The following is a 25,462-nucleotide window of genomic DNA, read 5'->3' as shown; positions in this document are numbered from 1 at the left end:
TTGGCGGCGCGTTTCTTGGCGGCAGTCATACGACCGCCTCTGCTTTTTTTAGCCATGATGTTTTAACGTGGGTTGAGGGTGACTCTGGCACGAATATCTTTCGGCCCACAGTATGCCTGTTCCGGCGAGGTTGGTCTATGGGGCGGAATCCGACATCAAGGGTGGGGGAGCCTCTCTGCACCCATCCTGTGTAGTTGATTTCAACTACGCTGTTTAAGCCTTCGGCGGGAGTCGTCCGCGGCGGCGAAAACGGTGGGCCGCCGCCGCCAAACCGCAGCCCAGACCGAAGAACGAGGCCACGGATGCCGGCTCCGGCACGGCGACGAGGGAGTAACCATCGGTCAGCATCGTCGACTGGATGGTCGGGAAGTAAGCGTTTAAGTTGGTGTCATAAGCCACGGTGGGATCAGGCAGCTTGTTCACATAGCTGTGGACCGAGGCCAGCAGCAAGGTGCCGCCATCCACCACAAAGGTGGGCGATGTCGAATCGCCGCTCTGGGGCATGGCTTCGCCGGTGATGGAGTCGTAATCGTAGACGAGAAAACCGGTCGCGGAGTCGACTGTGTTCGTGCCGAGAAGTCCGCCGCGGCCGCCGACCAGCAGTGAATCGCCGGCCATCGATTGATTGTCACCAAAGGCGACCGAGAAGGCGTGGATGCCGTTGTCGGCTGCGATCGGCGCAGTGAGTGTGCCGAGTGTAAGGTCGCCGCCCATCAGCGTCTGCGAGGCCACGGTTGCCTGCACGACCAAGCCTGCTGCGTTTATGAAATATATGGTTTGTCCGACGCCGGTGTGTGCGTGATTGGCCTGCACAAAATGCAGCGGCGAAATGAGTGAAACCGCCCACCCGCCGTCGTCCCAGCCCCAGCCGCTGAGATCATAGCCTGCGCCGATGAAACTCGTATCCGTGTTAAGGGTCGCGCTCGTCGTGGAGAACGAACTGAAACGGTTATAGGCTGCAGGATTGATGTCGTAATCGTAAAGGCGCAGCGAAGCCGGCGCGATCGTCCCGGCCAGCCCGAACCCCAAAAACGCAAAAATAACTTTCTTCATTCTGCCCTTCCATCGGTCCATTTCCGAAGGAGTTGAGCTGATTGAGGAACACACCCCGGTGGCGCGGGGGATTTTCCGACTCGTCATAATGGCGGTTCCCGACCTCGCTTTTGGCATGAGTCACCCCGTTTCAGACGAACAGATTGCGACCTTGTCGGCGTGTATTTTCCAAGGCCGAAAAATCGAAGCCATCAAGCTCTACCGTGAGATGACGGGTTTGGGGCTGAAGGAGTCCAAGGACGCCGTCGACGAGCTCGAGGCATCGCTGCGCGGGTCGTCGCCGGATAAGTTCACCGCCGGTCCGCAGGCCCAGGGTTGTTTGGGCGTGATCGTCGTCGGTTTGCTCTGTGGCGCGGGCCTGGCCGGATATTGGCTGGCCTGAGAAGAGAGAAAGGCACGGTTCCTGCCTTGGCGTTATCATGGAAAACACCGATGACGCCGTAATCGTTCCCGCAGCCGATACCGGCCGCGATCCGTGGGTGGGCCTGCGCCGGTATACCTCGGCGCGAATCGCGCTGGGCCGCACCGGCGGGAGCCAGCGCATGCAGACGGTGCTCGATTTCCGCCTTTCGCACGCGCGTGCGCGGGATGCGGTCATGGCGCCTTTTGATCGTGAAGGCATTGCCGGGCGTTTCGTCAAAGCCGGCTTCGACACGCAGCGTGTTGTCACCGCGGTGACCGACAAAAAAACCTATCTCGTGCGCCCCGATCTAGGGCGACGGTTGGCGGATACGTCGCGGTCTGAACTGCAATCGCTCGCGCCTGCGTGGGGACAACGAGATCTCGTGATCATCGTTTCCGACGGACTCGCGGCGCAGGCCGCGGAACGCCATGCGGTTGAGACGGTGACGTTGCTGGCCGGTCAACTCAGGGCGGCGGGCTGGACGATTTACCCGATTCTGCTGGCTCCTTATGGCCGCGTAAAATTGCAGGACGAGGTGGGCGAGCTGCTCGGCGCGCGTCATGCGCTCATGCTCCTCGGCGAACGCCCCGGACTCGGCATGCCGGACAGCCTCGGAGCCTACCTGACGCATCATCCGTGCGCGACGTGCACCGATGCGGATCGCAATTGCGTCTCGAACATCCGGCCCGAGGGCCTTCCGCCGCTGGCCGCGGCGCGCAAACTCGCCCATTTGTTAATCGAATCAGCCCGACTCGGCGTGAGCGGCGTGGCGCTCAAGGATACGGAGACGATGAGCCGACTCGACGAGTAGGATTTGCTTACTTGCCTCGGGCGCGGCGCAGGTTGTCGCAGACGATGGCGGCGGCGACACCGGCGTTGAGGGATTCGGCGCTGCCATATTTCGGGATGGTGATAAAACGCGTGACCACTGCGCGGACGGCCGGCGAGAGGCCTCGGCCTTCGCTGCCGATCACGACGACGGCGTTGGTGATGGACGGCAACGTGTGCACATCATCTCCGCCCAGATCGCAGCCGAGCACCGGCACGCAGTCGTCACTGAGCGCGGACGGCAGGTTCACGGTGAATGTTTTGACGCGCACAAAGGAGCCCATGCTGGCGTTGATCACCTTCTGTGAAAACAGGTCGGCGCAGTCCGGTGAGAGCAACACACGGTCAAAGGCGAACCAGTCGGCGATGCGCAGGAGCGTGCCGACATTGCCCGGATCTTGAATGCCATCGAGGGCGAGGGTCAGTCCGTTGCCAAGCGCGCCAGCGGGCAGCGCGGCGGATTCGATACGACCCACGGCGAACACGGCGGACGGAGTGGGAAAATGACTGATGCGGGCCATCTCGTCGGTGGTTACCTCGATGCGTTTTACGCTGGCGGGACCATCCCAGGCAGCGGTGGCATAGAGTTCGGCGAAGGCGACACCGGCGGCGAGGAGTTCGCTGACGACCTTGGGGTTTTCGACCACGTAGAGGCCCTCAAGCTCGCGGTTCTTTTTTTCGCGGAGCGCGCGCAGGCGGGAAAGTTGGGCCTTGGTCAACATGGCGGCGAGCAAGAGCACGCGGGCGGGGAAAGGCAATTTCGCGCCCGCACTTTTTCTTTTTGCTCCGCGTCGGGCGGGCTGCGATGCAAGAGGTCACGGCCATTCCGGCCCGACTATTTCCATGAACGCCCAGACTTTTTTTCGCACCATTGGATTTTTGATCATCCTCTTTCTCGTCGTCTATGTGAGCATCGAGAATACGCAGATCATCGACTTCCGCTTTTCGATGCTGGCGGACAAACCGCTGCGTTCCTCGGCGGCCATCATCTATTTCGCCATGTTCGCCGTCGGCGTGATCGGTGGAACCTTGCTGCACAATTCCGGAGGCAAGTCCGGCGGCCGCAGCAGCGAGGGTGGCAGCAAGCGGAAGTAAGCGCCCGGTCAGGCGCGGCTCCGTTCGCGAAAGTGTTTCGGGGTGAGCTTGGTCGCTGCTTTGAAAGCGTGGCAAAAGTGCGCGGCATCGACGTAGCCGCACGCGGCGGCGATCTCCTTCACGTTCAACGCATCTTCTTTCAAGAGCACCTTGGCCCGGGCCAGGCGGGCATTTTGGAGGAAGCGGCGCGGGGTTTCTCCCTGATGGCGGCGAAACAACAGGGCAAAGTGCGAGGAGCTCAACGAGTGATAGTGCGCGAGGTCACGGATGCGCATCGGCTGCGCGAGATTCGAGCAAAGCGTGAGGGCGGCGGAGCGCATCAGCTGGGTGGCGCGCAGCGTTTTCGGTGCGCGACTGGCCTTGATGGCTTCACCGGCGGGACGGAGACGGCACAGCAGAATCAAGATCTCGCGCAAGGCGAGTTCGGCGCGTTCAGCGTGGGCGAGCGCGTCGCTTTGCCGCTCGGCGAACACGGTTTCAAACAGACGCTTGAGCTCCACATTGTATTCACCGGAAGCGAGCGGCACGCGCAGAGGCCCGGGTATTTCGGCGATCTCATCACCAAAATCGAAACCGATCCAACCGATGCGCGCACTCGCGCCGGCAGGTGTCTTTTCGTAATGCTTGGTGCCGGCGGGCACGAACAACAGATCTCCGGCGTGGAGCCGTTCGCGCTTGGTGCCTAGCTGCCAGTTGCAGTCTCCCTCCAGTAAAAATCCTATCTCGTGAAACGAATGGGTGTGCTCCCAGTAACGCAGGCTGCGCTTCGATGCACGGGGCATGATCATGGCGAGCTGGATGCGGGGCCGGTGCTGCCAAAGTTGTAGATTAGCCATCTATACCTATAAAAATTGGATAATATCCTGATTAACTACAATAGAAGACCGGTATCCGATCTTGGCATGCGCCGGCCTGCGGGGCACGCTGACCATGCTTTCAACCCCTTATGAATTCTCCTTCCTCGCCCCTTCGCTGGGGTATTCTGAGCACCGGACGTATCGCCGGTGTGTTTGCCCAGGGTGTCGCGTTGTCCGCCAGCGGTCGCGTGGTCGCGGTCGGCAGCCGGTCACTCGAATCTGCTCAAAAATTTGCCGCCGCGCAGGGCATCGCCCGTGCGCATGGCAGTTACGAAGAACTCCTCGCCGATCCTGAAGTCGATGCGGTGTATGTGGCCACGCCGCACCCGCAGCATGCGGAGTGGGTGATCAAGGCGGCCGAGGCCGGGAAGCACATCCTCTGTGAAAAACCGATGGGCCTGAATCACGCCGAAGCGATGGTGATGGTGCAGGCGGCGCGCGATCACGGGGTCGTGCTCATGGAGGCGTTTATGTATCGTTGTCATCCGCAGACGGCGAAGATTGCCGAGCTCGTTCGTTCCGGTGCGCTGGGCACGGTCGGGCTGGTGCAGGCGACGTTCAGTTTTAAAACCGACTACAACGCCACGTCGCGCCTGTGGGCCAACGATGCCGGCGGCGGTGGCATTCTGGATGTGGGTTGTTACGCGGTGTCGATGGCGCGGCTGGTGGCCGGTGCGGCCTCGCAAAAGCCGTTTCTAGATCCGGTCGCCGTGACCGGCGCGGGCGTGCTGCATCCCGAGAGCAGGGCTGACATGTATACGGCGGCGACCCTGACGTTTGAAAACAATGTGATCGCGCAGGTTTCCGCCGGCGTGGGGCTCAATCAAGACAACGTCGTTCGCATCTATGGTTCGGCTGGATGGCTGCATGTGCCCTCTCCCTGGGTGATGAATCGCGAAGGCGGTTCGTCGAAATTAATTTTGCACAAGGCCGGTGCGCCCGCACCGGAGGAAGTCGTGATCGAGGGCGGACCGCTTTACGCGCTCGAAGCCGATGCCTTTGCGGCTGCGGTGCGCGCGGGTTTGCGGGATGTGCCGCAGATGAGCACCGATGATACGCTGGGCAATCTGGCCACGCTGGACCAGTGGCGCGCGGCGATTGGACTGACCTACGAAGCGGAAAAGCCGGCCGCCTACACGCACACGATCGCGCGCCGCACGTTGCGACGTCGTGAGTCGGCGCCGATGACGTATGCAACGATTCCGGGAGTGGCGCTGCCCGTGTCGCGTCTCGTGATGGGCTGCGACAACCAGCGCACGATGCCGCATGCCGCGGCGATGTGGGACGATTTTTTCGAGCGTGGCGGCAACACCTTCGACACGGCGTGGCTGTATGGTGGCGGCCTGCAGGAGCGCCTGCTCGGCCAGTGGATGAAGAACCGCGGACTGCGTGACGACGTCGTCGTGATCGCCAAGGGCGGACACACGCCGCACTGCACGCCGGAAGGTATCACGCGGCAGTTGCACGAATCGCTCGAACGACTGCAAACCGGGCGGGTGGATGTTTACATGATGCACCGAGACAATCCCGAGGTGCCGGTGGGCGAGCTGGTCGATGTGCTCAACGAGCATGTCAGCGCGGGACGCATCGGGATCTTTGGCGGTTCCAACTGGAGCATCGAGCGGACGGCCGCGGCGAATCGTTACGCGAAGCGCAAGGGCCTTCAGGGCTTCGGCGTGCTCTCCAATAATTTCTCGCTGGCCCGGATGGTCGAGGCGCCGTGGGGCGGTTGCATCTCGTCGAGTGACGAGGCTTCGCGCAAGTGGCTCAAGAAAACTCAACTCCCGCTTTTCGCGTGGTCGAGTCAGGCGCGCGGGTTTTTTACGGACCGTGCGGGGCGGGATAAAACGTCCGATGCGGAATTGGTGCGCTGCTGGTATTCCGAGGACAACTTTGCGCGCCGCGAGCGTGCGGTCGCGCTGGCGGCGAAGAAAGGCGTGTCGCCCATCGCCATCGCGGCGGCCTATGTGTTGCACCAGCCGTTTCCGACCTTCGCATTGATCGGGCCGCGGGTCATCGCGGAGACGGTAAACTCCCTCGACTGCCTCGGCATGAAGCTCTCCCGCCAGGAAGTCGCTTGGCTCAATCTGGAGCGCGAAAAACTCTGACGGGCTCATCTCGTTGCCACGCAAATCTTGCCGAGGGGCCGGATGGAGGTTAGCCCTCGCGGTGCATGAAACGTCTTTCCGTTCCCTGTCTTCTGCTCGGCTTTCTGGCGATGTTCGCCTCGCCCGTGTGGGCTGCTACCACGGCGACGGCTCCCGAGCCTGCGCCGGCTGCCGATAAATCCCCGGTGGGCGCGATCAGCAAGACGGTCGCGACCATCACGGGCATCGCCATTTCGCCGCTGCTCGGCACGGGCGCGCTTGGCCTCTACGAAAACTGGCAGGCCAAAACCCCCGAGGCGAAAGCGAAGCTGCCGTGGTATGCGCAGTGGTCCTTCATCCTGCCGGCGCTCGCCATCGTCGGTCTTTGCGCTGCGAAAGACTCCCTCGGCGCGATGTTGCCGCCCGGCATGAAGAAGCCGCTCGATGTGTTGGAGACGATTGAGAACAAGGCAACCGGCCTCGTGGCCGCGGGCGCGGTGGTGCCGCTCACGATGAGCGCGATGTCCAAGATGATTATCGCACAGGCGCCGGCTTCGCCGGTGATCGAGTCCACGGGACTGGCCGCGATCCACATCGCGGCGATCGACAGCTCGTGGTTCCTGAGCGTGCTCACGATTCCCTTCGGCATCGCGATGTTTGCGCTCGTGTGGATGGCTTCGCATGCGATCAACGCGCTCATCCTGCTCAGCCCGTGGGGCGCGATCGATGCGGCGCTTAAAGGTGCGCGCACTGCGTTGCTCGGCCTCGTGACCATCACGGCAACGATGAGCCCGTGGATCAGCCTCGCGCTGTCACTGATCATTATTCTGGTCGCCTACCTGATCGCCGGCTGGGCGTTTCGCCTGACGATTTTCGGCACGATTTTCTCGTGGGAGTTTTTCACGCTGCGCAAACGCCGGTTCACTCCGGCCGAGCGCGAGAACAAGCTGTTCTCCAGCACGCAACTCGTGAAGCAGGGCGTGCCGATGCGCACCTACGGCCGGTTGATCAACGAGCCGGAGAACGGCCGCCTGACCTTTGCTTACAAACCCTGGATGGTGCTACCCGAGAAAACCATCACTGTGACCCTCGCGACGCCATCGGTGGGCAAGGGCTTGTTTTTCTCCACGATCCGCGATGCGGAACGCACGTCGTTCATTTTGCCTCCGCGTTATCGCGGACACGAAGAGGCGATGGTTCACATCTATCGCATCGACGGCGGGGTGCAGGATGCCGGTCTGTTGAAGGCCTGGGGCACGTTGCGCGAACTCTTTGGCGGCAGTGCGGCCAAGGCGCAGGTGACGTAAGCGGTAGGGTGGAATCGGATACGCCTGGACCGCTGGTAACCTAACCTAGGGAGTTTTCCTGTTGGTTGACCTCGTGTTGCGACTTGAAGTCGCGATGCGTCATCGGCAAACCACATGCACTTTACGCATGCCCGACCAAACCTGGATTGCCGTTAACCAAGAACAGAAGGGCCCGTTCAGCGCGGATGAGTTGCGCGCCAAAATGGCGGCAGCGGAGATCAACGGGCTCACGCTTTACTGGCAGGAGGGCATGTCGGGCTGGCGTGAATTGCGGGAATGGCAGGAGGTTTTTTCATCGGCGCCTGCGCAAGCGGCCGCAACGACGACCCCGACATTCCGTGCCTCCGCCGCGAAGTCGTTTTCATCGCGGAGTGACGATGTGATTATCCGCGAGGAGCACATCAAGCACGAGGCGGCTCTACGCTCGGTGGGCACGCTTTATTATATCGGCGGAGTGTTGATCGTGTTCGCTTGTGTGGCGGCTTTCACGGGACGGGTCCCCGAGAAAAATGCCCACTTGGGCCCTGTGGTTCAGACGATTATGGCAGCGTTTGCGGTGATCGCTTTTGTCATGGGCCGCATGTTTCGAAAACTTACGCCGTCCGTTAAAGTTCCCGGGACAGTGATGGCGGTGATCGGGTTGATCAATTTCCCCATCGGCACGCTGATCAACGCCTACATCCTTTATCTGATCCATTCCGCGAAGGGAAAGGTGGTGCTATCTCCGGAATACAAGGACATCATCGCGGCGACGCCGCAGATCAAATACAAGACCAGCATCATCGTGAAAATATGCGTGGTCTTGTTGATCTTGATGCTCCTGTTGGCGGTCGTGGGCACCGCGATTTCAGGCTATCGCAAGGGTTGATTTTTATGACGAAATTCAAGGTGGGCGGCGTGATTGCGGCCACGGGTTTGGCGGCTGCGATGATGACCATGCTGTCGGGTTGCGACGGACGTGAGCGGGTCGACCCCGAGGTGACACGCGCGCGCGGCCAGTATTTGGTGGAGAAGGTCGGCATGTGCGCCGACTGCCATTCGGCGCGCGGTCCGGGGGGAATGTTTGATCTGGGTCAATGGCTGCAAGGTGCGCCGCTGGGTTTTTCGCCGACCGTGCCGATGCCGGCTTGGGCGGGATATGCGCCCGGCATCGCGGGCTTGCACAATTACACCGATGCGCAGGCGATCGCGTTGCTCACCGAGGGGAAAACGCTGAATGGACAACCGCTGCGTCCGCCGATGCCCGCGTATCGTTTCAACCGCGAGGATGCCGAGGCGATCGTGGTTTACCTGCGCTCGCTCAATTAAGCGGTGCAGTGAGCCGGATCATTTCGCGAACTCGCGGGGGCCGGATTTGACCTTGGTCTCAAAAGGCACGCCCCAGAGCGCGGGCGTTTTTTGAATGCCGGTCTCGGCTTCGGGTGCGAGGTGTTTGTAGAGATCGTCGGAGCGCAGGCTGCATTGGAGCCGACGTTGGCCGGAGGAATCGATTTTGGGATTCACCACGAGGACCGAGCCGGTAAAGGGAGGCGCGGTCTTGATGGCTTGGGCCTGTTTGCGGGCCTCGCGATAATCGAGGGAGCGATCCTTGATGACGGCGTCGAGTTTTTCGAGATCGGCGCGGGTGACAGGTCCCCAGAGTTTCCGCCAGGCATCCGGCTCGATGCGCGGAGCGACGATGTTCACGAAACGCTTTTCATCTCCGTCCTGGACCCAGTAGCCGATCACGAGGATGAACGGCTCGGCGATGTCGTATTGTCGCAACGCGTCGCCGAGATCCACGGGCGTGCGGTATTTGGCGGCCTTCGGATTCACCGGGACGCCGCCGTGGCGCAGGTTGATGGCGGCGGGGATGTCCCACTTCTGCGTATAGCCGGGCGGCACATAGCCGTCGAAAAACGTGTCGCGTATCCAAGTTTCAAACACGAGACCGTGTTGTTGCACCTCTTGGGCACGAACCTGCGGGCCCAGCAGGACGGCTGTTAAAAAAATCAGGCGGGTAAACAAACCGCTACGATGCATGGGCTTATGATGACGGGGTGAGATGCGTTGGCAAGTTTCGGTTGGCCACGTCCGGTGGGGCGTGCAAGGGTCGCGGCGTTCGTCTTTTTAATGAACGCATCTCCCTTCCGGCGGTTTCTTGCCCTGACCATACCCCAACGCGGGCCCATTATCCTGGGCGTCCTGCTCATCCTTGCGGCGACGCTGCTGATGCTGCCGGCGCCCTGGATACTTAAGCTGATCATCGATGACGCGCTGCCGGGGAAGAACATGGAGCTGATGGTGAAGCTCCTGGCCGCCTTCACCGGGCTTTTTATGCTGCGGGCGTGGCTGACGCTCGTGCGCAATCGCATCCTCCAATTCGCGGCGATGCGATTGGTCTGTGACATCCGCATCAAGCTGTTCGCCCACTTGCAAAGCCTCTCACTGCGTTACTTCGATACCAACCAAACGGGCCGCACCATCGGCCGCATCACGCAAGACACCAACGAAGTCTATGCGCTCACCAACGGGTTTCTGATCACGGTGATCGCGGATTCGGTTACCGTTGTTTGCGTGCTTGGGTTCCTGTTTTGGATTGAGTGGCACCTCGCGCTGGCGGTGACCGCGGTGCTGCCGCTGTTCGTCTTCAATTATCTCCACCACCGGAAACGCATGCGGCAGGAGAGCCGCGCGCACCGCGACAACTGGGACAAAGTGATGGGCTTTCTCAATGAGCGTGTCGCCGCCGCCCGCGTGGTGAAGTCGTTCGCAAAAGAGCAGGATGAAATCTCGTCGTTCGCCGGCGGCATCAATGCGGATTATTTCAATTTTTCGCGCATCGTCATGCGCAACACCAAGCTCTCGGTGGTGGCGGACCTGCTCGGCTCGCTCGGCGCGCTGGTGGTGCTGGCGTATGGCGGCTGGATGGTGATGCAGGGCCAGATGGAGGTCGGCACGTTGGTGGCGTTCAACGCCTACATCACGTTCATCTTTCCTCCGATCGTGCGCTTCGTGGATCTGAGTGCGATTTTCCAGCGCGCCAACACCGGCTTGGAAAATATCTTCACGATGCTCGATACGAAGCCCGAGGTGGCGGATGCCGCGGATGCCAAGGCGTTGCCGGCGCTGCGGGGTGAACTCGAGTTTCGTGATGTGGGCTTCGACTATGATCTCGAGATGCCGGGCAAGGGCCGCCCGCGCACGTTGTCGAATGTCAGCTTCAACATTCCCGCCGGGAAGATCGTGGCGATCGTCGGGCCGAGCGGCTCGGGCAAAAGCACGATCATCAACCTCATCGCGCGCTTCTATGACGTGGCTTCGGGCGCCGTGCTGGTGGACGGCCATGATATCCGCACGGTGACCACGGACTCGCTCCGCAAGCAGATCGGCATCGTGTTGCAGGAGAGCGTGCTCTTTTCCGGCACGTTGGAGGACAATATCAAATACGGCCGCCCCGATGCCACGCGTGAGCAAATCCTCGACGCAGCCAACGCGGCGAATGCCCACGAGTTCATCACCAAGTTGCCCGACGGATATGCGACCGTGGTCGGCGAACGCGGTTCAAAACTGTCCGGCGGCCAGCGTCAGCGCATCGCCATCGCGCGTGCGATTTTGAAGGATCCGCGCATCCTCATTTTTGACGAGGCGACCAGTGCGCTCGATACGCAGTCGGAGCGGTTGATCCAGCAGGCGATGGAACGTCTCATGCAGAACCGCACGAGCTTCATCATCGCGCATCGTCTCTCCACGATTCAGAACGCCGACATCATCCTGGTGATGGATCAAGGTCGTCTCGCGGAGATGGGCACGCATGCCGAGTTGCTGACGAAGGACGGGCTCTACTCGCGACTGCACGCGCTGCAGTTCAAAGATCCGGCTTGATCAAAAATACGGGATCGTGGCTCCGCGGCGTGCGCGGTTATTTTGCCACCCGATAACGCATGATCCCGCTGCCGGGGCCTTCCGAGGACACGTAGATGGTGCGGTTGTCGGCGCCGAAGCACACGCCCTCGGCCTGAGCGAGTCCGTGCGGAGCCAGCACGACGGGCGGGCGCAAGAGGGCATCCTTCCACGGCTCGTTGTCCTTGCGCGGAAACACCATGACATCGCCATAACTCACGATGACCGCGGCCGAGCCGTCGGAGGCGAAGTCCATGCCGGTGGGTTGTGCGCGGAAGCGGCCCGATGGAATGGGCAGCATGCGTTGACCTGACGTGGGCTGGGGAATGGAAGCGTTGGGGAACTGCGCCACGGGCATCGCGGCGGGCACGACGCCATCGGCCGGCAGTCGCAGCGGCAGCGTGTAAAGGCCGTGAGGTGAGGTGCGTTTGGCGAGGAGATAAACCAGACCGGCGCGCGCATCAACGGCCACGGCTTCGACATCGCGCGGACCATCGAGGTAGCGCACGGGAATTTTCCAGGCGACCGTGGCGATGGTTTCGTGAACGGGTGAAAGATCCGCGGTCTCCGGCTCGGCCACGATGTAGAGTGCGCAATCGTTGCGCAGGCCGGTGTTGTCGCCGGTGTCGGCGACGAGCAGCCAGGAGCGTCCGTCGAGTTCGAACGAGGCAATGTCCTCCCAGTCGCGGTTGGTTGCGCCGGTGAGCCGCAGATCGCCGCGCCGCGCGCCGCCGGGTTCGACGGCGTAGAGCACGGGCTGGCCGCCGCTGTCGTTATGAGTCCAGAGCACGCGCGGGTCGTGGTGCGACGCGGCGATCCCGCTGCTTTCGCGCATCGCGAGCGGCATGGTGCCGGTGCGTTGAGGCGCGTCGTAGGCGGCGGGCTGCGCGCACGCGGTCAGCAGGAAAACGCAAGACAGCAGACCGAGGAACGAAGACGGAGAGCGGAATCCCGAAACCAAAGACCTGAAATCTGAAGCCTGAAGGCGGGACAACGACGGCCGGTGAGCGCGCACGGATTTTAGTAACCCGACGTGGCGGCGGCGGTGGCGGCACCGTTGAATTCGGCGAGGATGGCGGCGGCGTTGGACGTGCCGAGACGGGTTGCGCCGGCGTCGATCATCGCGCGGGCGTCGGCGAGGGTCTTGATGCCGCCGGAGGCTTTCAGCGCGATCTTGGTTTTGCGCGCGGCGGCCCAGGCGGCGATGTCGGCGACCTGCGCGCCGGCGGTGCCGAAGCCGGTCGATGTCTTGATGAAATCAGCACCGGCGACCTCGCAGATTTCGAGCGCGCGGAGTTTTTGCGCGGCATCAAGGAAGCAGGTTTCGACGATGACCTTGATGAGCTGGCCTTGATCGTGGGCGAGCTGCGTGAGGCGCGTGACTTCGGCGGCGACCTCGGCGAGATGACCGGCGCGGAGCGCGGGGTAGTTCATCACGATATCGACCTCGTGCGCGCCGGCGAGATGGGCGGTGGTGATTTCGGCGGCCTTGGCATCGGTGGCAAAACGGCCGCTGGGAAATCCGATCACGGTGCCGATGCGTGCGCCGGTGCCGGCGAGGATGCGGGCAGCGAGTGGCACGCTGGCGGGATAAATCATCACGCAGGCGAAACGGTGTTGCGCGGCTTCGCGGGCGAGCTGCTCGATGTCCGCCTCGGAGGCGTCAAGACGGAGGTTGGTGGAGTCGAGATACGAGGCGAGTTGGACGGACGTGAGCGACATGATGAACTCACGCTATCCTCCGTCCCTGAGAGGTGAAATCACAAAAACGTCCGCCACCCACCAACCTGTGGTGTTAGCTATTGGCGGGAACGCGGGGCGGGTTTTCCGGTGTGTCGGACGGCGGAGCAGCGACTTCAGCGGCGGGACGCCAGGCGAGCCAGCCGATCAGGCCGAGTCCGGCCCACAACAAAAGGATGCCGGCGGTCTCGTGGAGCGTGTGGTAATTATTGGGGAACGTCGGCGCCAGCAGGCAGATGACCAGGATGCGCAGGAGGTTGAAAACGAAGCCGATGATCATCGCCACGGGCACGAGCCACATCAGTGCGATCACGCGCCGGTTGGCGATGCCGCCGGCGAGCAGGGCAAGCACCGCGCCGCTGGTGATGAGCCCGAAGCCGTTGCACTCCGTGGCCACGTGAAAAATGTTTTTTCCCGTGTTGAGGAGGAGACGCGGCTCGGGATCGCTGATGACGCTCAGCTGCGGGGTAAAGCCGAGGGCGTGGAGGAAACGTGCGGCGTTGATACCGGCCATCTGGCGCAGCGGCCAGTCGAGCAGGGGAAACAACAGGATGATGATGAGGCACGCGACGAACCCGATGAAAAGCGGTTTCACAAAGCGCCATGCCTCACTGCCCACGATGACGTGCAGAATGCCGCCGAGTCCGAGGGCGAAGGCCGGCAGAACGAGCAGAGGCAGCTTCGTCCACCACGCCAGAGCCGTGAATGCGTAGGCTGAACCGATGAGGATAAGAGCGGTGTTGCTGATCTCCAGTTTCAGCCGCCATTCACGCGCATGTTGCCAGAAGACGAGTCCGGCGGCGGCACCGAGTAAGACGAAGGACTGCCGGATCTGCTGGCTCGCGGCGACCTCGTGAAACATCCAGCGCGTCACCGGCCAGAAGGCGATCACGGTGCACAGCACGAGCACGGCTGCGGTGATGTGGCCCATGTCCCACACGCGGGCAGGGGAGGAATCGGGAGGTTGATCGGGCATCGACGAGATCGACTAAAGTTTCTTCGCGCGAAGGCTGCAAGTTTAGGAAAAAATCCGATGCCATCGTGCTTGATGACTCCCGTGTGCGCTGGAATTATCGCGCCTTAACCACCGGCACTTCATACCCCGCATGTTCATGGATTTTTTTAAGAATGGATGGGCTTTAGCCGTCCTCTTTTTGGCAGTCTCGCCGGGCGCGGCGGTGGCGCAGACGGACGAGCCGCTGGATGTAGTGAGGTTGCAGCTCAAGTGGCGGCATCAATTCCAGTTTGCGGGTTATTACGCGGCGGTGGCCAAGGGTTATTACCGCGATGCAGGGATGGACGTGCAGCTGCTTGAAGCGGTGCCGGGCAAAAATCCGGTCGAAGCGGTGTTTGCTGGAGAAGCGGAGTTCGGCGTGGGCAACTCCGATCTGCTGTTGTCGCGGGCCGAGGGAAAACCGGCCGTGGTGCTGGCGGCGATTTTTCAACACTCTCCGCTGGCACTGGTGGCGCGCGCCGTGCCGGGAATCACCGCGATGCCCGATCTGCACAACCGGCCGATGATGATGGTGGAATCCGAAAAGGCGGAGCTGCTCGCTTATTTTAAGCATGAGGGTGTCAACCTCGCGGGCCTGCGCATCCAGCCGCATACGCAGCGTATCGAGGATTTTATCGATGGGAAAGTGGATGCGATGTCGGCCTACGTGACCGACCAGCCGTTCATGCTCAAGCAGGCGGGCGTGAGTTACCTGACGTTTGTCGCGCGCACGGGCGGTATTGATTTTTATGGCGACAACCTGTTCACGACGGAGTCGCAGGTGCGTGAGTATCCCGAGCGCGTGCGGGCATTTCGTGCGGCGAGCCTGCGCGGCTGGGATTACGCGTTGGCGCACCCGGAGGAGATCGTTGATCTGATCCTGTCCAAATATACGACGCGCCACTCGCGCGAGCATCTACTTTTCGAAGCGGCCAAGACCGCCGAGCTCATGCACCCCGGTATCATCGAGGTGGGGCACAACAACCCCGGTCGCTGGCGGCACATCGCGCAAACTTACGCGGAGTTCGGTCTCATGCCGGCGGATTTTGATCTCACGGGTTTCCTTTATCACGAAAATCAACAGCGGGATCTCACTTGGGTTTACTGGTCGCTGGGCGCGCTCGGGCTGATTGCCGTGGGATCAATCGGGTGGTTGCTGCCGTTGATCGGGCTCAACCGGCGTTTGAAGACCGCGCGCAATACCGCCGAGAGCGCCAACACGGCGAAGAGCCGTTATCTGGCGTTTATCAGCCACGAGATCCGCACGCCGCTCAACGGCATCATGGGCGTCGTGCAATTGCTGCGCGACGAAGGGCTCACGAAGACGCAATTGGAGTTGGTGTCGCTGATCGAGCAGTGCGCGGAGAGTTTGCTGAAGCTGATCAATGGCCTGCTTGACCAGGCGCAGATCGAATCAGGCCGGTTGAAAATTGAAATCCTGCCGCTGCCGACGCGCGTGTTTGTAGCCGAGATCTGCGAGTTGTTCAGCGCGCCCGCGCGGGTGAAGGGTTTGAAACTCGAGTATGCGGTCGATGCGGATGTGCCTGCTGAAATTCTGACCGACGGCCTGCGGCTCCGCCAGATTCTGAGTAACCTGCTTTCGAATGCGGTTAAGTTCACCGAGGCAGGCGGCGTCACCGTGCAGGTGAGTGTGCAAGGCGACTGTGTGCGGTTGCGCGTGAGCGACACGGGAATCGGCGTGAGCGAGGAACAGAGGCGGCACTTGTTCACGCCGTATGCGCAGGCAGATGAGTCAATCTCCCGACGCTTTGGTGGCACGGGACTCGGGCTGGCGATCTCACGAGATTTGGCGCGGTTGCTCGGCGGCGACATCACCGCGGAGGCCCGTGAGGGCGGTGGAGCGGTGTTTGTCGTGGAGATCCACGCGCCCGCGGCGAGTGCGGGTGGTGTGGTGTGAGGCGCGCGTCGCGCGGAGGACAAAGGACAGAGAACAGAGGGCGGAAGACGGACGGAGGTCGCGTCGGCTGTTCGCCTGCGGGCCGAAGCGGGTTACTTCTTTTTGAGGAAGGCGGCGATTTCGCGGGCGTGCGGCATCGCGGGGGCGGTGCCGCGTTTGGTCACGGAGAGGGCGGCGACGACGGTGCCAAAGCGGGCGGCGGCGAGGAAATCGCCTTTGAATTTGACCAGTCCGGCGGTGAAACCGCCGACGAAGGCGTCGCCGGCGCCGGTCGTGTCGATGGCCTTGACCTTGTGCGAGGCGATGAAGGTGTATCCGGATTCCTGCGACACGAGGCAGCCGCGTTTGCCGAGGGTCACGATGACCACGCGAGGGCCGAACGTGCGGGCGAGCGCATGGATGTCGTCGTCGCCAAGGGCTGAGAGCTGCGACTCGGTGAAGTCTTTGATGCCGGTGATGGGGAGCAGGTTCACCAACGCGGTGAATTCCGTCTCGTTGGGGATGAGGATGTCGGCGTGCTTAAGAATCGCGGGATTGAAATCGGCGCGCATGGGCGCGGGGTTGAGCACGGCGGTGGCGCCGGCGGCGCGGGCGGATTTCAGCGCGTGGGCGGTGGCGGCGAGGTTGGATTCCAGCTGGGCGACGACGACCTGGGCGCCGGCAAACAGTTTGGCCGGGAGATCGGCCTTGGACAGATGGGCGTTGGCCCCGAGGGCGACGACGATTTCGTTTTGACCGGATTCGCTCACCAAAATCGCGGCTGTGCCGGTGGCATGCGCGGGTTTCTCAATGAACCGTGCGCCGATTTTCTCGGCCTTGTAGAAGGCGCGCGCGCCACCGGCGAACGTATCCTTGCCCACCGCGCCGATGAAGAGCGTGGCGGCTCCGGCGCGGCCGGCGGCGACGGCCTGGTTGGAGCCCTTGCCGCCGGGGCCGGTCGAGAAGGTGCCGATGATGGTTTCGCCCGCCTGAGGGAAATTTGCGCAATTCCAGGTGAGATCCTGCACGAAGCTGCCGACAACGATGACTTGGGGTTTCATGAGTGAATTTTGACCGCAGATTGTGCAGATGAACGCAGATGCCAAGACGGGGATTGCAGGTATTTATCTGCGCCCATCCGCACAATCCGCGGTAAATGGCCTTTCCTGAATGAGGAGAGATGTGAATGCTGCGTGATCGATGATCGTCGCGCGCAATCTCACCAAAGTTTTCCGCGATAAAAAGCGCGGCGAGATCCGTGCGGTGGACGACGTGTCCTTCACCTGCGAGCCCGGACGCATCTACGGCCTGCTCGGCGCGAATGGCGCGGGCAAAACCACCACGCTGCGCATGCTCGCCACGTTGATCGCGCCGTCCTCGGGCGGGGCGCTGGTCGCCGGTCTCGATGTCGTGAAGCAACCCGCCGTGGTGCGTGCCCGCGTGGGGTTTCTCGCGGCGAGCACCGCGCTCTACGCACGCCTGACCGCGCGGGAGACGATTACCTATTTCGGCCGGCTCCACGGTCTCGACGACGCGCGTATCGCGAGCCGCATCGCCCGGCTGGCGGACGAACTCGGCATGCATGAGTTTCTGGACCGGAGAGTGGATACGTTCTCCACCGGCATGAAGCAAAAGACCTCGATCGCCCGCACGTTGGTGCACGACCCCGACGTGCTCATTTTGGACGAACCCACGCTGGGGCTGGATGTGATGGCCGCGCGCGGGATCGTGCGTTTCGTGCGCGAATGCCGTGCCCGGGGAAAGACGGTGATTTACTCGACGCACATCATGAGCGAGGTGGAAAAATTGTGCGACCGCGTCGGCATCATCCACGGAGGCCGGCTGGTGGCCGAGGGCACGCTCGATGAATTGCGCGCGCGGCACGGCGAACGGGATCTCGAGGAAATCTTCGTCAAGGTCGCGGGTGGGGAGGCGGTCGTATGAAGTTGCGCGACACGTTCACGGTTTACCGGAAGGAGTTGTGCGAAGCGCTGCGCGACCGGCGCACGCTGATATCGATGTTCCTCGTCCCGGCAGTAATCATGCCGGCGATCTTTTTTCTATTTGGGACGGCGACGTATCAGTTGATGAAAAGCACCCGCACGCAGCCACCCGTCGTGGCGGTTCTGGGCGGCGAAGACTCGCCGGCGGTGCGGGCGCAGCTCGAGGCGGCAGAAGGTCTCGTGGTGGTGTCCGCGCCGCACGACTGGCGTGAACGCATCGCGGATAAACAGCTGCGCGCCGTCGTGGAAATTCCACCGCGCTTCGAGGCGTCCCTGGCCGGACATGCATCGGCGCAGGTGAAAATCTATCACTACGAAGGCGAATTTAAGTCGGGCTTCGCGGCGGGTGAGTTGCGCCGGTTTTTCACGGAGTTGCGCGAACGCACGCTGGCGGAGCGGCTCACGGCACGGTCGCTGCCGGCCGACTTTGCGCGGCCGTTTGAGATCCGCTCGGAGAATGTGGCGCCGCCCGAAAAAGTCGGTGGCGCGGCCTTCGGCGGCTTCATTCCCTATGTGCTCATCCTGCTCAGTTTCACCGGCGTGATTTATCCGGCGATCGACCTGATGGCGGGCGAGAAGGAGCGCGGCACGATGGAGACGCTGTTGTGCAGTCCGGCGGCGCGGCTCGATCTGGTGCTGGGCAAATTCCTGCTGGTGCTCACGATCTCGCTCACAACCGTGTTGTGTTCGCTCGTCTCGATGGCGGTGTCGCTGGTCGCAGGCGGGCTGATGATGGTGGGCTCGGGCCGGTTCACCACCGAGTTGGCAGGCAGTGCCGCAGGTGGCGCGGCGGCGTTGCCCTCGCTCGATCCGCTCGGACTGGTGGGCGTGGTGGTGCTGGTGGTGCCGCTGGCGGTGCTGTTTGCTGCGGTGGCGCTCACCCTGTCACTGTTCGCGCGCACGCAAAAAGAGGCACAAACCTATCTCGGCCCGCTCGTCGCCGTGGTGCTGCTGCCCGCGGTTGCCGGCGTGTTGCCGGGCGTGGAGCTCAACTCCACGTTTGCCCTGGTGCCGGTGCTCAACGTCACGCTCGCGTGCAAGGAACTCGTTTCGGGCGTGTGGCTGTGGCCGCAGCTCGCATTGATCTTTGGATCGACCTGCGTTTACGCGGCGGCCTCGCTGGCGTGGTGCGTGCGGATGTTCAGCCGTGAGAGCGTGCTGTTCCGCTCGTAAATAAACCAGTCCGGCGGCGGGCGCGTTATCCGGCAATCATGGCCGCCGTGGCCGGAGCCGCGACGACGGTTACTCGAACTTCAGCAGCTCGATATCGAACACCAATGTGGCGCGGCGGGGGATTTTCCCCGTGATGCCTTTTTCGCCGTAACCGAGCCAGTAAGGGATGATCAACGTGCGCTTCTCGCCCTTTTTCATGCTGGCGATACCTTCGTCCCAGCCGGCGATCACCACGCTGTTGCCGATACGGAAATTGAACGGGCCTTCCTCGTGGTTGGCGGATGTATCGAAGATTTTTTCGCCATCAAGGAATCGGCCTTCGTAATGCACGGTGACCACTTGTCCGCGCTGCGGAGTCGCCTCGCCCGTGCCGGGCTGGCGGATGATGTAGCGCAGGCCGCTGTCGGTGTCGCGCGCACCGTTGTAGTTTTGCGCGATGAGCTGGATGTCACGCTCCGACCACTGCTGGCCGTTTTCCGCCAGGGCGACCCGCATCGCGGCGTTGATGGGCTCGCCGGGATTTTTGCGCGAGATGATCCCCGAGCGCACCACGAGGCCGATGGTGGCGAGCACGACACCGAGCAGAAGCAGCACAAAGAAGGAGCGCATAGGAGTGGGGCGGACGGAGCTGAACGGAGGACTGAGGGCGGAGGACGGAAGACTGACGGCAGGGCAGGAGTCGGAGTCTTGAGACGGAGGCGGATAGGGCGCGGCCGTGGAGGCCGCGCCGCACGGGCTTACGAGAGGAACGAGCAGATGTATTCGGCGATGCCGGCGGACACCTCGATGGTGAAGCCAGACTTGGCGGGCACATCGAAATAGGTGCCGGCTTCGTAGGTCTGGACGGCGGTCTGGCCGTCGAGGGTGACTTTGCATGCACCGGCGACGATTTCCATGCGCTCGGCGGCATCGGTGCCGAAGTGGTAGGAACCGGCGTAGATCAGACCGAGGGTCTTTTTGGAGCCATCGGCGAAAAGCACGGTGTGGCTGACGACTTTGCCGTCAAAATAGACATTGGCCTTGGTCACGACCGTGACGCCGGCGAACTGGGTGGGAAGACTTGCCATAGCCCAAAGGGGATGAAGCGCGACGCGAGCCGAGGCAAGCCGGGTATCTAGCCAACGTGAACGGATTCAGCCCGCGTGTTGCGGCTGCGCGTTGTAACTAATGGCCGTGCCGGCAGCGGACGGCAGAGGTGCTTTTCGCGCTATTGCCCTTGAGTCCCGCGACGCTTGGGCGGTGCGGGCGGCTTTTTTGGGCTGCTGGGGCCGGGACCAAACAAGCGCTTCGACAAAAGCCCGACGCCTGCAGATCCCAAGCCGAGTGCAATGCTCGTATAGCCCATGAAATGACTACCTTGAGGCGAAATTGCCCGATACGACATGGTCGGGCTGGCCCTATGCCCGCCCATGGTGGCCATCATGGATCGAGGATCGTTTATACCCTTAATGCCGCCGGCTATAAGAATGAGCCCCATTATTATAAAAGGGTATTTCATGTCCGGGTTTCTGTTAGGTGAGTCAGGCTATCGCGCTCCGATTATGAATCCCAACAGTTCGATTAAAACCAGAAATCATAGTCGGCTTGTGCGTGATCTACTCGCGGGTCTGTCGTTGATCCATCTTGCGGTCTATACTTTTGAGGGTTGTTAGAATTTCGCGAAGCACAGCAATCGACGACTCGGGTGAATCAATCGTTATGGATTCGCTACCGCCGTTCTTTGCGTCGCCGCTGCGATTGTTTGAGATGTCGATAATGAGCGTTTTTATCGCATAGGGATCTTCGGTGCCGATGAGCTTTTCCTCCGGTATGTTCGAGCCCGTCGAAGGGGTGAAAATCCAGATTTGCCCAAATCCCAGCAGTCGCTCAATCGGTCCCTGTCTTACGTCGATGTTGGTGATTTTGTCTAAGGGGATGGACCTCTTTACCTTCCATAAAACCCCGGAGGCGCACGTGACGTATTCGTCGTCTACAGAATATCGAATGGTTGGAAAATAGAGCGATATGTAGCCGGTAATTAAGATAAATGGGATGAGGAATCCAAACAGAAAGCCATACGCTCCATTGAGTTCAGCTGCTAGCGCGATGCCGGAGCCCAGTAATCCAAGGAGGATCGACCCGATAAATCCGGAGGCAATCCATATGGATTTTAACTTTTTTGAAGGAGTGAACTCTTTAATTTTCATGGATTGTTTTTGGAGGCACTTATTTATGAGGTTGTGAGATATACACGGGGGCTGGCCAACTTGGTTTGTCTGAATCCTGCCCGACTGAAAGCATGGCTTGAATAAATTTTCCTGTTACGGGCTGAATCATTACAGTCCCATCGGCAGTCCGAACCATTTTGTTACGTTTAAATTGGCGTCTGCATCTACCGTGCGGCTCCTGACAGATCGACTGGCTACTCGCTCTTCACTCCTTGAGGCTCGGTCTTTTTCGGTGTATCTGCTTTCACCAAGGATAGTGTGTATCCCAGTCGACGAGTATCTTCGCTTGGCTTGGGTGAACGCCATTCTCCAGTCAGCCACATTTCGGGGGTGACGTAATAAGACAATTTCACCACAGGTGGAAATATCCGTTCAAGGTGTATGCTTAGATCACGCGGCGCGACGCTCTTTGGATAGAGTCCGTCATATTTGGAATATGGCGGCGCCGCCCAAATATGAATCTTCAGATCTGCCAGGTCGTCAGGCGCACAAATATGTGAGGGAATAGGGGGCCCTGAGTAGACCCATGCCCTGTCATGCGGAAAATAATCTACGGAGACCCTCCATTTGGTTACTTCTCTGCCGCTGGAGTCGTTCACACTTGCCGTAAGTCTCACATAATCGGGCTCGCTACTATACCAGGTTTGCTCAGGGGTTGCGTGCAAGGTTGAAGCGAAGAAAAGGGTGGCCAGTAATCGCATGGTTTAATTTTGCCTAAGGCTTTAGATCAGACAATGACTGGTTCGGTGCTGTGGTTTTATTTCTGAGAGCGCTCGAATTCATATGCATCCTTGGCGGGCATATTTTTCTGTGCGATAACGGCGAGCGCGAGTCCTACGCCGATGGTGATAAAAAATGGGACGGCCAAGTCTTGATTTCTGAACGCTTCGAACTTCAGAAACGTATCTGTGACCAGAATAATGATCGGAATGACAGCGATAAGAACATTTCGAATAGTGGGTAATGCTTTCATGGTTTTATTTTGCCGAACGCTTTAGATCAGACATGACCGCAGCTGGCGCGGGGCTTGCGCAGCACGATGCGTGACAGCTGCGGTCATTGTCTGTAACGCCTGATTAGCCCTCCATCATTTGGATTGTAATGATAGGGAAACAACCTTCTCCGAATTAATGCTAATCTCCCTCGGCATATTAAACTTAAATTCTGCGTAGCTTCTCGATAGGAACCGGCCGTCAGTGTCGCTTCCGCTATTCCGTAAGACGGTATAATTCAGGTCTGCTGAGTCTTTTAATATCTCACCAACTGTGAGCTGAATGCTTATATTTTCGAGACTGTCGCTATATTCTAGCGACTGCCCATTGGCGGTAATTGTCCAAGGTAACTTGATTTCTTTTGAACCCTTCGACGTCGGTAACTTGATGACCAGCGTGAGGTCGTGCCTGAATTTTGGGGCGACGACCTTTTCGATGGTGGGTTCCGCTTTCGTAAAGGGCGAAAACATAAGACAAACGATAATCAGGAGGATATTAGATTTCATATTTTTGGCTAACACTTTAGATGAGACATGACCGCAGCCGACGTGACAGCTGTGGTCATTGTCTGTAACGACTGGTTTCATATTTCAGTTTCGAATGTCGTGAGTGATCGATTCCCAAGTCCATGAAACTTTAGCGCGGTAACCACGAGATCTCTAAATTCGGCTTTTTTTATATTTCGGAGTGTCCTCAGACCTACCGTGCTCCCATCCGACTTAACACTCACAATCCCTCCTGCATGCGTCTTTTCATTCAACACAAACTCGAACCGCAAATAACTCTCCGCGTTTCCGTTTTTATAAAGAGGTAGCTTCCTGCCGATGTCGTGATCGAAAACAAAGCCATCAACATACACATAAAGCACGCCGAGCTCTCGTTTTTCGGTGGCAAGAAGACGCGCGGATTCGTCTCGAACGACTACCTTAGTATATGGTCCGGGTAATTCTGTTTGTGATGATTTCACTAGCGAATATCGGACACTCGTGTCTGAAAATTTTTCGAATTCGAATATGCCAAGCTCACGAAGAAATAGCGTTGCGAGCAACACGCCTCCTACGATCCAGAAAAGTCGTTTAAATTTCATTTTATATATTTACCCAACGCTTTAGATCAGACATTTCGTGCGGTGGCACACAAAGCGGCTCCGCCGCGACTGTGACACTGCACGAAATTGTCTGTAACGACTGGTTCGGCTCCGTTTTCATTTCTGTGTTTGTAGCTTTCGGAGATCTCGCGACCACAGCAATAAGCATATGCCTAGTGATAAACCTAATACGCCTATTGTGCTCAGATAAATGACTTCTGAATCGAAATGGCTTCTCGTAGAATTCACGGAATATCGAATTATTTCCGAATACGATTCTTCGGTCATGGGTTTTTCCGAGAACTTTCGTGTATACCAGCCATAGTATCGACCAAAGGTAATACTATTCAGAACCACCCAAGGCGTGCCTAATGCGAAAATGGCGCATAAGATAATACCTACGATTTTTAGCGCGCGTGGTATCTTCATTTTTGCCGAACGTTATCGGTCAGACATGACTATGGCTGGCCCACAAAGCGGCTCCGCCGCGACTGGGACAGTCATAGTCATTGTCTGTAGTAGCTGGTTGGGCTCCGTGGTTTTCATTTATAAAACATTAAATTTGGCTAAAAAGTCTTCGAAATAGACTTTCGGTGGGAGTCCTAAGGTATCGATACAGAATAACGCCGAACAGATTTCCTGCCACTACCGCAACTCCCCAAATAAATCCTAGGTTCGATAATAATCCGATTTCCTTTTGTATTTTGATAAGCGTGGAAATCACTGCCCACAAAAGCAGGCCTAAAAATAGCCATCCAGAGATTTGATTTAGCGTTTCCATTCCGATTTGCCCAACGTTCCGGGTCAGACATGCCGAGCCAGAGACTTTAAAAGCTGAAAGGGGAAGCGCCGAGGTATTGTCTGTAGCCGCTGGTTGGGCTCCGTGGTTTTCATTTTCTTCGTGGGTAGATTTTTCCGGCCTTGGAGAGTGTAACGATAGCTAGGATAACGCTTAACCCTGATAGTCCCCAAAACCACCATGCATGGACAATCGGGTAATCATGGAAGTCTGCATAAATATAGCCTGCCGCGGGTGCTAGCATGAAGAATAGCGGGATGAATATAAATGGAACTGCCAAAAACAAAATGAGCATGCCGCACAAATATGAGCCGAAAAGACCAATGGCTGTAATTTCGTCTTTTCCGATAACGAAACCGATCAACGCCACCGCGAGAAACACAAATGTGGCGGTCGCGGCTCTTCCGGCTCGGCGTGCATTGCCGGGCGGGACTTTTAATTGATGTAGTGGAAAGTAAGCCATTTCTTTGCCCAACGCTTTAGATCAGACATGCGGTTTGCTGGCGCGACGGGTGCGAAGCAGCCGGCGTGACAGCAAACTGCATTGTCTGTAACGACTTGTTCGGCTCGGTGTGCCTGTTACGGATCTCAAAAAGCATATTTGTAGATAGAGAACGCTACTAGAGCCGCTGCAGCTATACCGTCACCAACTAAATAAATGGTTGAACAGTCGATATAACGCGCAACCTCGTCTTGCCCTCGTCCGGTGATTAGGATATCTAGCTTGAGGCTGTTTAGCTCCCCATCCATAACGGCATTCGTTATACGACGGGATAATAAGCATACAGCAATCGACAGTGCACAGAGTAATCGTCGGGATTCAGAATTTTCGGATAAAGACACCGAATATGCGAGAAATGCGTAAACGAAAATGCTGCCTGCTAATCGCAATACGGCCATTTTAGTATACTTTTCCATGATTTTTTTGCCGAACGTCAAAGATCAGACACGACCGCAGCTGGCGCGGAGCGTGCGACAGCACGATCCGTGACAGCTGTGGTCGTTGTCTGTAACGCTTGGTTAGCCTCCGTTTCTTCTTCGATTACATACGAAATAGT

The 25,462-nt window shown here is 59.4% G+C and carries 24 protein-coding genes; 11 read left to right on the top strand and 13 right to left on the bottom strand.

Features of this window, described 5'->3' with window-relative positions; all coding sequences use genetic code 11:
• Positions 1-213: 213 nt before the first annotated feature.
• The gene (locus FPL22_RS15805; RefSeq protein ID WP_144354003.1) at positions 214-1,053 is read right to left on the bottom strand and encodes a hypothetical protein; all 840 of its coding nucleotides are present in this window, start codon (positions 1,051-1,053) and stop codon (positions 214-216) included.
• Between the two features lie 115 nt (positions 1,054-1,168).
• Here FPL22_RS15805 and FPL22_RS15800 point away from each other — a divergent pair, with 115 nt between their 5' ends.
• Positions 1,169-1,435 carry a ribosomal protein L7/L12 gene (locus FPL22_RS15800; RefSeq protein ID WP_203235176.1) on the top strand — a complete coding sequence of 89 codons (267 nt, stop codon included), beginning with the start codon at positions 1,169-1,171 and terminating at the stop codon, positions 1,433-1,435.
• A 37-nt stretch (positions 1,436-1,472) separates the two neighbouring features.
• A complete protein-coding gene (gene eutC / locus FPL22_RS15795; protein ID WP_144354001.1) occupies positions 1,473-2,267 on the top strand; it encodes an ethanolamine ammonia-lyase subunit EutC in 795 nt (264 codons plus the stop codon).
• A gap of 7 nt (positions 2,268-2,274) precedes the next feature.
• Here eutC and FPL22_RS15790 read toward each other — a convergent pair whose 3' ends face one another.
• On the bottom strand, positions 2,275-3,024 hold the full coding sequence (locus FPL22_RS15790; RefSeq protein ID WP_238991450.1) for a TrmH family RNA methyltransferase: 750 nt from the start codon (positions 3,022-3,024) through the stop codon (positions 2,275-2,277).
• 103 nt (positions 3,025-3,127) lie between these two features.
• Here FPL22_RS15790 and FPL22_RS15785 point away from each other — a divergent pair, with 103 nt between their 5' ends.
• Positions 3,128-3,379, top strand: coding sequence for a hypothetical protein (locus FPL22_RS15785; RefSeq protein ID WP_144354000.1), 252 nt, complete (start codon positions 3,128-3,130; stop codon positions 3,377-3,379).
• An 8-nt stretch (positions 3,380-3,387) separates the two neighbouring features.
• On the opposite strand, the gene FPL22_RS15780 is transcribed toward FPL22_RS15785, so the two are convergent.
• Complete coding sequence (locus tag FPL22_RS15780; protein WP_144353999.1) at positions 3,388-4,215, bottom strand: AraC family transcriptional regulator; 828 nt, start codon at positions 4,213-4,215, stop codon at positions 3,388-3,390.
• A gap of 110 nt (positions 4,216-4,325) precedes the next feature.
• On the opposite strand from FPL22_RS15780, the gene FPL22_RS15775 reads away from it, so the two are divergent.
• From FPL22_RS15775 to FPL22_RS15760, 4 genes are all read left to right on the top strand, one after another.
• On the top strand, positions 4,326-6,344 hold the full coding sequence (locus FPL22_RS15775) for an aldo/keto reductase (RefSeq protein ID WP_144353998.1): 2,019 nt from the start codon (positions 4,326-4,328) through the stop codon (positions 6,342-6,344).
• A gap of 65 nt (positions 6,345-6,409) precedes the next feature.
• Positions 6,410-7,630 carry a hypothetical protein gene (locus FPL22_RS15770; RefSeq protein WP_144353997.1) on the top strand — a complete coding sequence of 407 codons (1,221 nt, stop codon included), beginning with the start codon at positions 6,410-6,412 and terminating at the stop codon, positions 7,628-7,630.
• A gap of 61 nt (positions 7,631-7,691) precedes the next feature.
• On the top strand, positions 7,692-8,498 hold the full coding sequence (locus tag FPL22_RS15765; protein WP_144353996.1) for a DUF4339 domain-containing protein: 807 nt from the start codon (positions 7,692-7,694) through the stop codon (positions 8,496-8,498).
• Positions 8,499-8,503: 5 nt separating this feature from the next.
• Entirely contained in the window at positions 8,504-8,938 is a 435-nt protein-coding gene (locus tag FPL22_RS15760) for a c-type cytochrome (protein WP_162525336.1), read from the top strand.
• A gap of 18 nt (positions 8,939-8,956) precedes the next feature.
• On the opposite strand, the gene FPL22_RS15755 is transcribed toward FPL22_RS15760, so the two are convergent.
• The gene (locus FPL22_RS15755) at positions 8,957-9,652 is read right to left on the bottom strand and encodes a hypothetical protein (RefSeq protein WP_144353994.1); all 696 of its coding nucleotides are present in this window, start codon (positions 9,650-9,652) and stop codon (positions 8,957-8,959) included.
• 90 nt (positions 9,653-9,742) lie between these two features.
• Here FPL22_RS15755 and FPL22_RS15750 point away from each other — a divergent pair, with 90 nt between their 5' ends.
• The gene (locus FPL22_RS15750; RefSeq protein ID WP_144353993.1) at positions 9,743-11,494 is read left to right on the top strand and encodes an ABC transporter ATP-binding protein; all 1,752 of its coding nucleotides are present in this window, start codon (positions 9,743-9,745) and stop codon (positions 11,492-11,494) included.
• A gap of 37 nt (positions 11,495-11,531) precedes the next feature.
• Here the strand turns inward: FPL22_RS15750 and FPL22_RS15745 are convergent, their stop codons facing one another.
• The 3 genes from FPL22_RS15745 to FPL22_RS15735 form a co-directional block, all read right to left on the bottom strand.
• Positions 11,532-12,473: a hypothetical protein gene (locus tag FPL22_RS15745; protein ID WP_144353992.1), complete on the bottom strand. Its 942-nt coding sequence runs from the start codon at positions 12,471-12,473 to the stop codon at positions 11,532-11,534.
• 59 nt (positions 12,474-12,532) lie between these two features.
• Positions 12,533-13,234 (bottom strand): deoxyribose-phosphate aldolase, encoded by a 702-nt coding sequence (deoC, locus tag FPL22_RS15740; RefSeq protein ID WP_144353991.1) that lies wholly within the window; start codon positions 13,232-13,234, stop codon positions 12,533-12,535.
• Positions 13,235-13,307: 73 nt separating this feature from the next.
• Positions 13,308-14,228, bottom strand: coding sequence for an exosortase/archaeosortase family protein (locus FPL22_RS15735; protein ID WP_144353990.1), 921 nt, complete (start codon positions 14,226-14,228; stop codon positions 13,308-13,310).
• 178 nt (positions 14,229-14,406) lie between these two features.
• On the opposite strand from FPL22_RS15735, the gene FPL22_RS15730 reads away from it, so the two are divergent.
• Entirely contained in the window at positions 14,407-16,164 is a 1,758-nt protein-coding gene (locus FPL22_RS15730) for an ABC transporter substrate-binding protein (RefSeq protein ID WP_162525335.1), read from the top strand.
• A gap of 92 nt (positions 16,165-16,256) precedes the next feature.
• Here the strand turns inward: FPL22_RS15730 and FPL22_RS15725 are convergent, their stop codons facing one another.
• Positions 16,257-17,204 (bottom strand): ribokinase, encoded by a 948-nt coding sequence (locus tag FPL22_RS15725; RefSeq protein ID WP_144353988.1) that lies wholly within the window; start codon positions 17,202-17,204, stop codon positions 16,257-16,259.
• Between the two features lie 139 nt (positions 17,205-17,343).
• Between FPL22_RS15725 and FPL22_RS15720 the strand changes: the two genes are divergently transcribed.
• Both FPL22_RS15720 and FPL22_RS15715 read left to right on the top strand, forming a co-directional pair.
• Positions 17,344-18,087, top strand: coding sequence for an ABC transporter ATP-binding protein (locus FPL22_RS15720; RefSeq protein WP_144353987.1), 744 nt, complete (start codon positions 17,344-17,346; stop codon positions 18,085-18,087).
• Positions 18,084-19,319 (top strand): ABC transporter permease, encoded by a 1,236-nt coding sequence (locus FPL22_RS15715; protein WP_144353986.1) that lies wholly within the window; start codon positions 18,084-18,086, stop codon positions 19,317-19,319. Before FPL22_RS15720 ends, FPL22_RS15715 begins: the two co-directional genes overlap by 4 nt.
• Before the next feature lie 69 nt (positions 19,320-19,388).
• Here the strand turns inward: FPL22_RS15715 and FPL22_RS15710 are convergent, their stop codons facing one another.
• From FPL22_RS15710 to FPL22_RS15690, 5 genes are all read right to left on the bottom strand, one after another.
• A complete protein-coding gene (locus FPL22_RS15710) occupies positions 19,389-19,928 on the bottom strand; it encodes an FKBP-type peptidyl-prolyl cis-trans isomerase (RefSeq protein ID WP_144353985.1) in 540 nt (179 codons plus the stop codon).
• A gap of 128 nt (positions 19,929-20,056) precedes the next feature.
• Complete coding sequence (ppnP, locus tag FPL22_RS15705) at positions 20,057-20,386, bottom strand: pyrimidine/purine nucleoside phosphorylase (protein WP_144353984.1); 330 nt, start codon at positions 20,384-20,386, stop codon at positions 20,057-20,059.
• A gap of 528 nt (positions 20,387-20,914) precedes the next feature.
• Positions 20,915-21,505 carry a PH domain-containing protein gene (locus FPL22_RS15700; RefSeq protein WP_144353983.1) on the bottom strand — a complete coding sequence of 197 codons (591 nt, stop codon included), beginning with the start codon at positions 21,503-21,505 and terminating at the stop codon, positions 20,915-20,917.
• Between the two features lie 778 nt (positions 21,506-22,283).
• Positions 22,284-22,499, bottom strand: a complete 216-nt coding sequence (locus FPL22_RS15695; protein ID WP_144353982.1) for a hypothetical protein — start codon at positions 22,497-22,499, stop codon at positions 22,284-22,286.
• A 1,996-nt stretch (positions 22,500-24,495) separates the two neighbouring features.
• Positions 24,496-24,867 carry a hypothetical protein gene (locus tag FPL22_RS15690; RefSeq protein WP_144353981.1) on the bottom strand — a complete coding sequence of 124 codons (372 nt, stop codon included), beginning with the start codon at positions 24,865-24,867 and terminating at the stop codon, positions 24,496-24,498.
• Between the last annotated feature and the right edge of the window lie 595 nt (positions 24,868-25,462).

Origin of the sequence: Rariglobus hedericola (assembly GCF_007559335.1) — a bacterium.
Classification (GTDB): Bacteria; Verrucomicrobiota; Verrucomicrobiia; order Opitutales; family Opitutaceae; genus Rariglobus; species Rariglobus hedericola.
Note: the sequence above shows the minus strand (reverse complement) of the source record. Positions and strands in the feature narration are given on the sequence as shown.

Bases quoted from the DNA above. Each gene is read 5' to 3' on its own strand.
- FPL22_RS15750 (WP_144353993.1), top strand. From the start codon at position 9,743: ATGAACGCATCTCCCTTCCGGCGGTTTCTTGCCCTGACCATACCCCAA.
- FPL22_RS15735 (WP_144353990.1), bottom strand. From the start codon at position 14,228: ATGCCCGATCAACCTCCCGATTCCTCCCCTGCCCGCGTGTGGGACATG.
- FPL22_RS15780 (WP_144353999.1), bottom strand. From the start codon at position 4,215: ATGGCTAATCTACAACTTTGGCAGCACCGGCCCCGCATCCAGCTCGCC.
- FPL22_RS15710 (WP_144353985.1), bottom strand. From the start codon at position 19,928: ATGCGCTCCTTCTTTGTGCTGCTTCTGCTCGGTGTCGTGCTCGCCACC.
- eutC (WP_144354001.1), top strand. From the start codon at position 1,473: ATGGAAAACACCGATGACGCCGTAATCGTTCCCGCAGCCGATACCGGC.
- FPL22_RS15800 (WP_203235176.1), top strand. From the start codon at position 1,169: ATGAGTCACCCCGTTTCAGACGAACAGATTGCGACCTTGTCGGCGTGT.
- FPL22_RS15775 (WP_144353998.1), top strand. From the start codon at position 4,326: ATGAATTCTCCTTCCTCGCCCCTTCGCTGGGGTATTCTGAGCACCGGA.
- FPL22_RS15770 (WP_144353997.1), top strand. From the start codon at position 6,410: ATGAAACGTCTTTCCGTTCCCTGTCTTCTGCTCGGCTTTCTGGCGATG.
- FPL22_RS15755 (WP_144353994.1), bottom strand. From the start codon at position 9,652: ATGCATCGTAGCGGTTTGTTTACCCGCCTGATTTTTTTAACAGCCGTC.
- FPL22_RS15720 (WP_144353987.1), top strand. From the start codon at position 17,344: ATGATCGTCGCGCGCAATCTCACCAAAGTTTTCCGCGATAAAAAGCGC.
- FPL22_RS15725 (WP_144353988.1), bottom strand. From the start codon at position 17,204: ATGAAACCCCAAGTCATCGTTGTCGGCAGCTTCGTGCAGGATCTCACC.
- FPL22_RS15715 (WP_144353986.1), top strand. From the start codon at position 18,084: ATGAAGTTGCGCGACACGTTCACGGTTTACCGGAAGGAGTTGTGCGAA.
- FPL22_RS15805 (WP_144354003.1), bottom strand. From the start codon at position 1,053: ATGAAGAAAGTTATTTTTGCGTTTTTGGGGTTCGGGCTGGCCGGGACG.
- FPL22_RS15700 (WP_144353983.1), bottom strand. From the start codon at position 21,505: ATGAAAATTAAAGAGTTCACTCCTTCAAAAAAGTTAAAATCCATATGG.
- FPL22_RS15785 (WP_144354000.1), top strand. From the start codon at position 3,128: ATGAACGCCCAGACTTTTTTTCGCACCATTGGATTTTTGATCATCCTC.
- FPL22_RS15760 (WP_162525336.1), top strand. From the start codon at position 8,504: ATGACGAAATTCAAGGTGGGCGGCGTGATTGCGGCCACGGGTTTGGCG.
- FPL22_RS15690 (WP_144353981.1), bottom strand. From the start codon at position 24,867: ATGGCTTACTTTCCACTACATCAATTAAAAGTCCCGCCCGGCAATGCA.
- ppnP (WP_144353984.1), bottom strand. From the start codon at position 20,386: ATGGCAAGTCTTCCCACCCAGTTCGCCGGCGTCACGGTCGTGACCAAG.
- deoC (WP_144353991.1), bottom strand. From the start codon at position 13,234: ATGTCGCTCACGTCCGTCCAACTCGCCTCGTATCTCGACTCCACCAAC.
- FPL22_RS15695 (WP_144353982.1), bottom strand. From the start codon at position 22,499: ATGAAAGCATTACCCACTATTCGAAATGTTCTTATCGCTGTCATTCCG.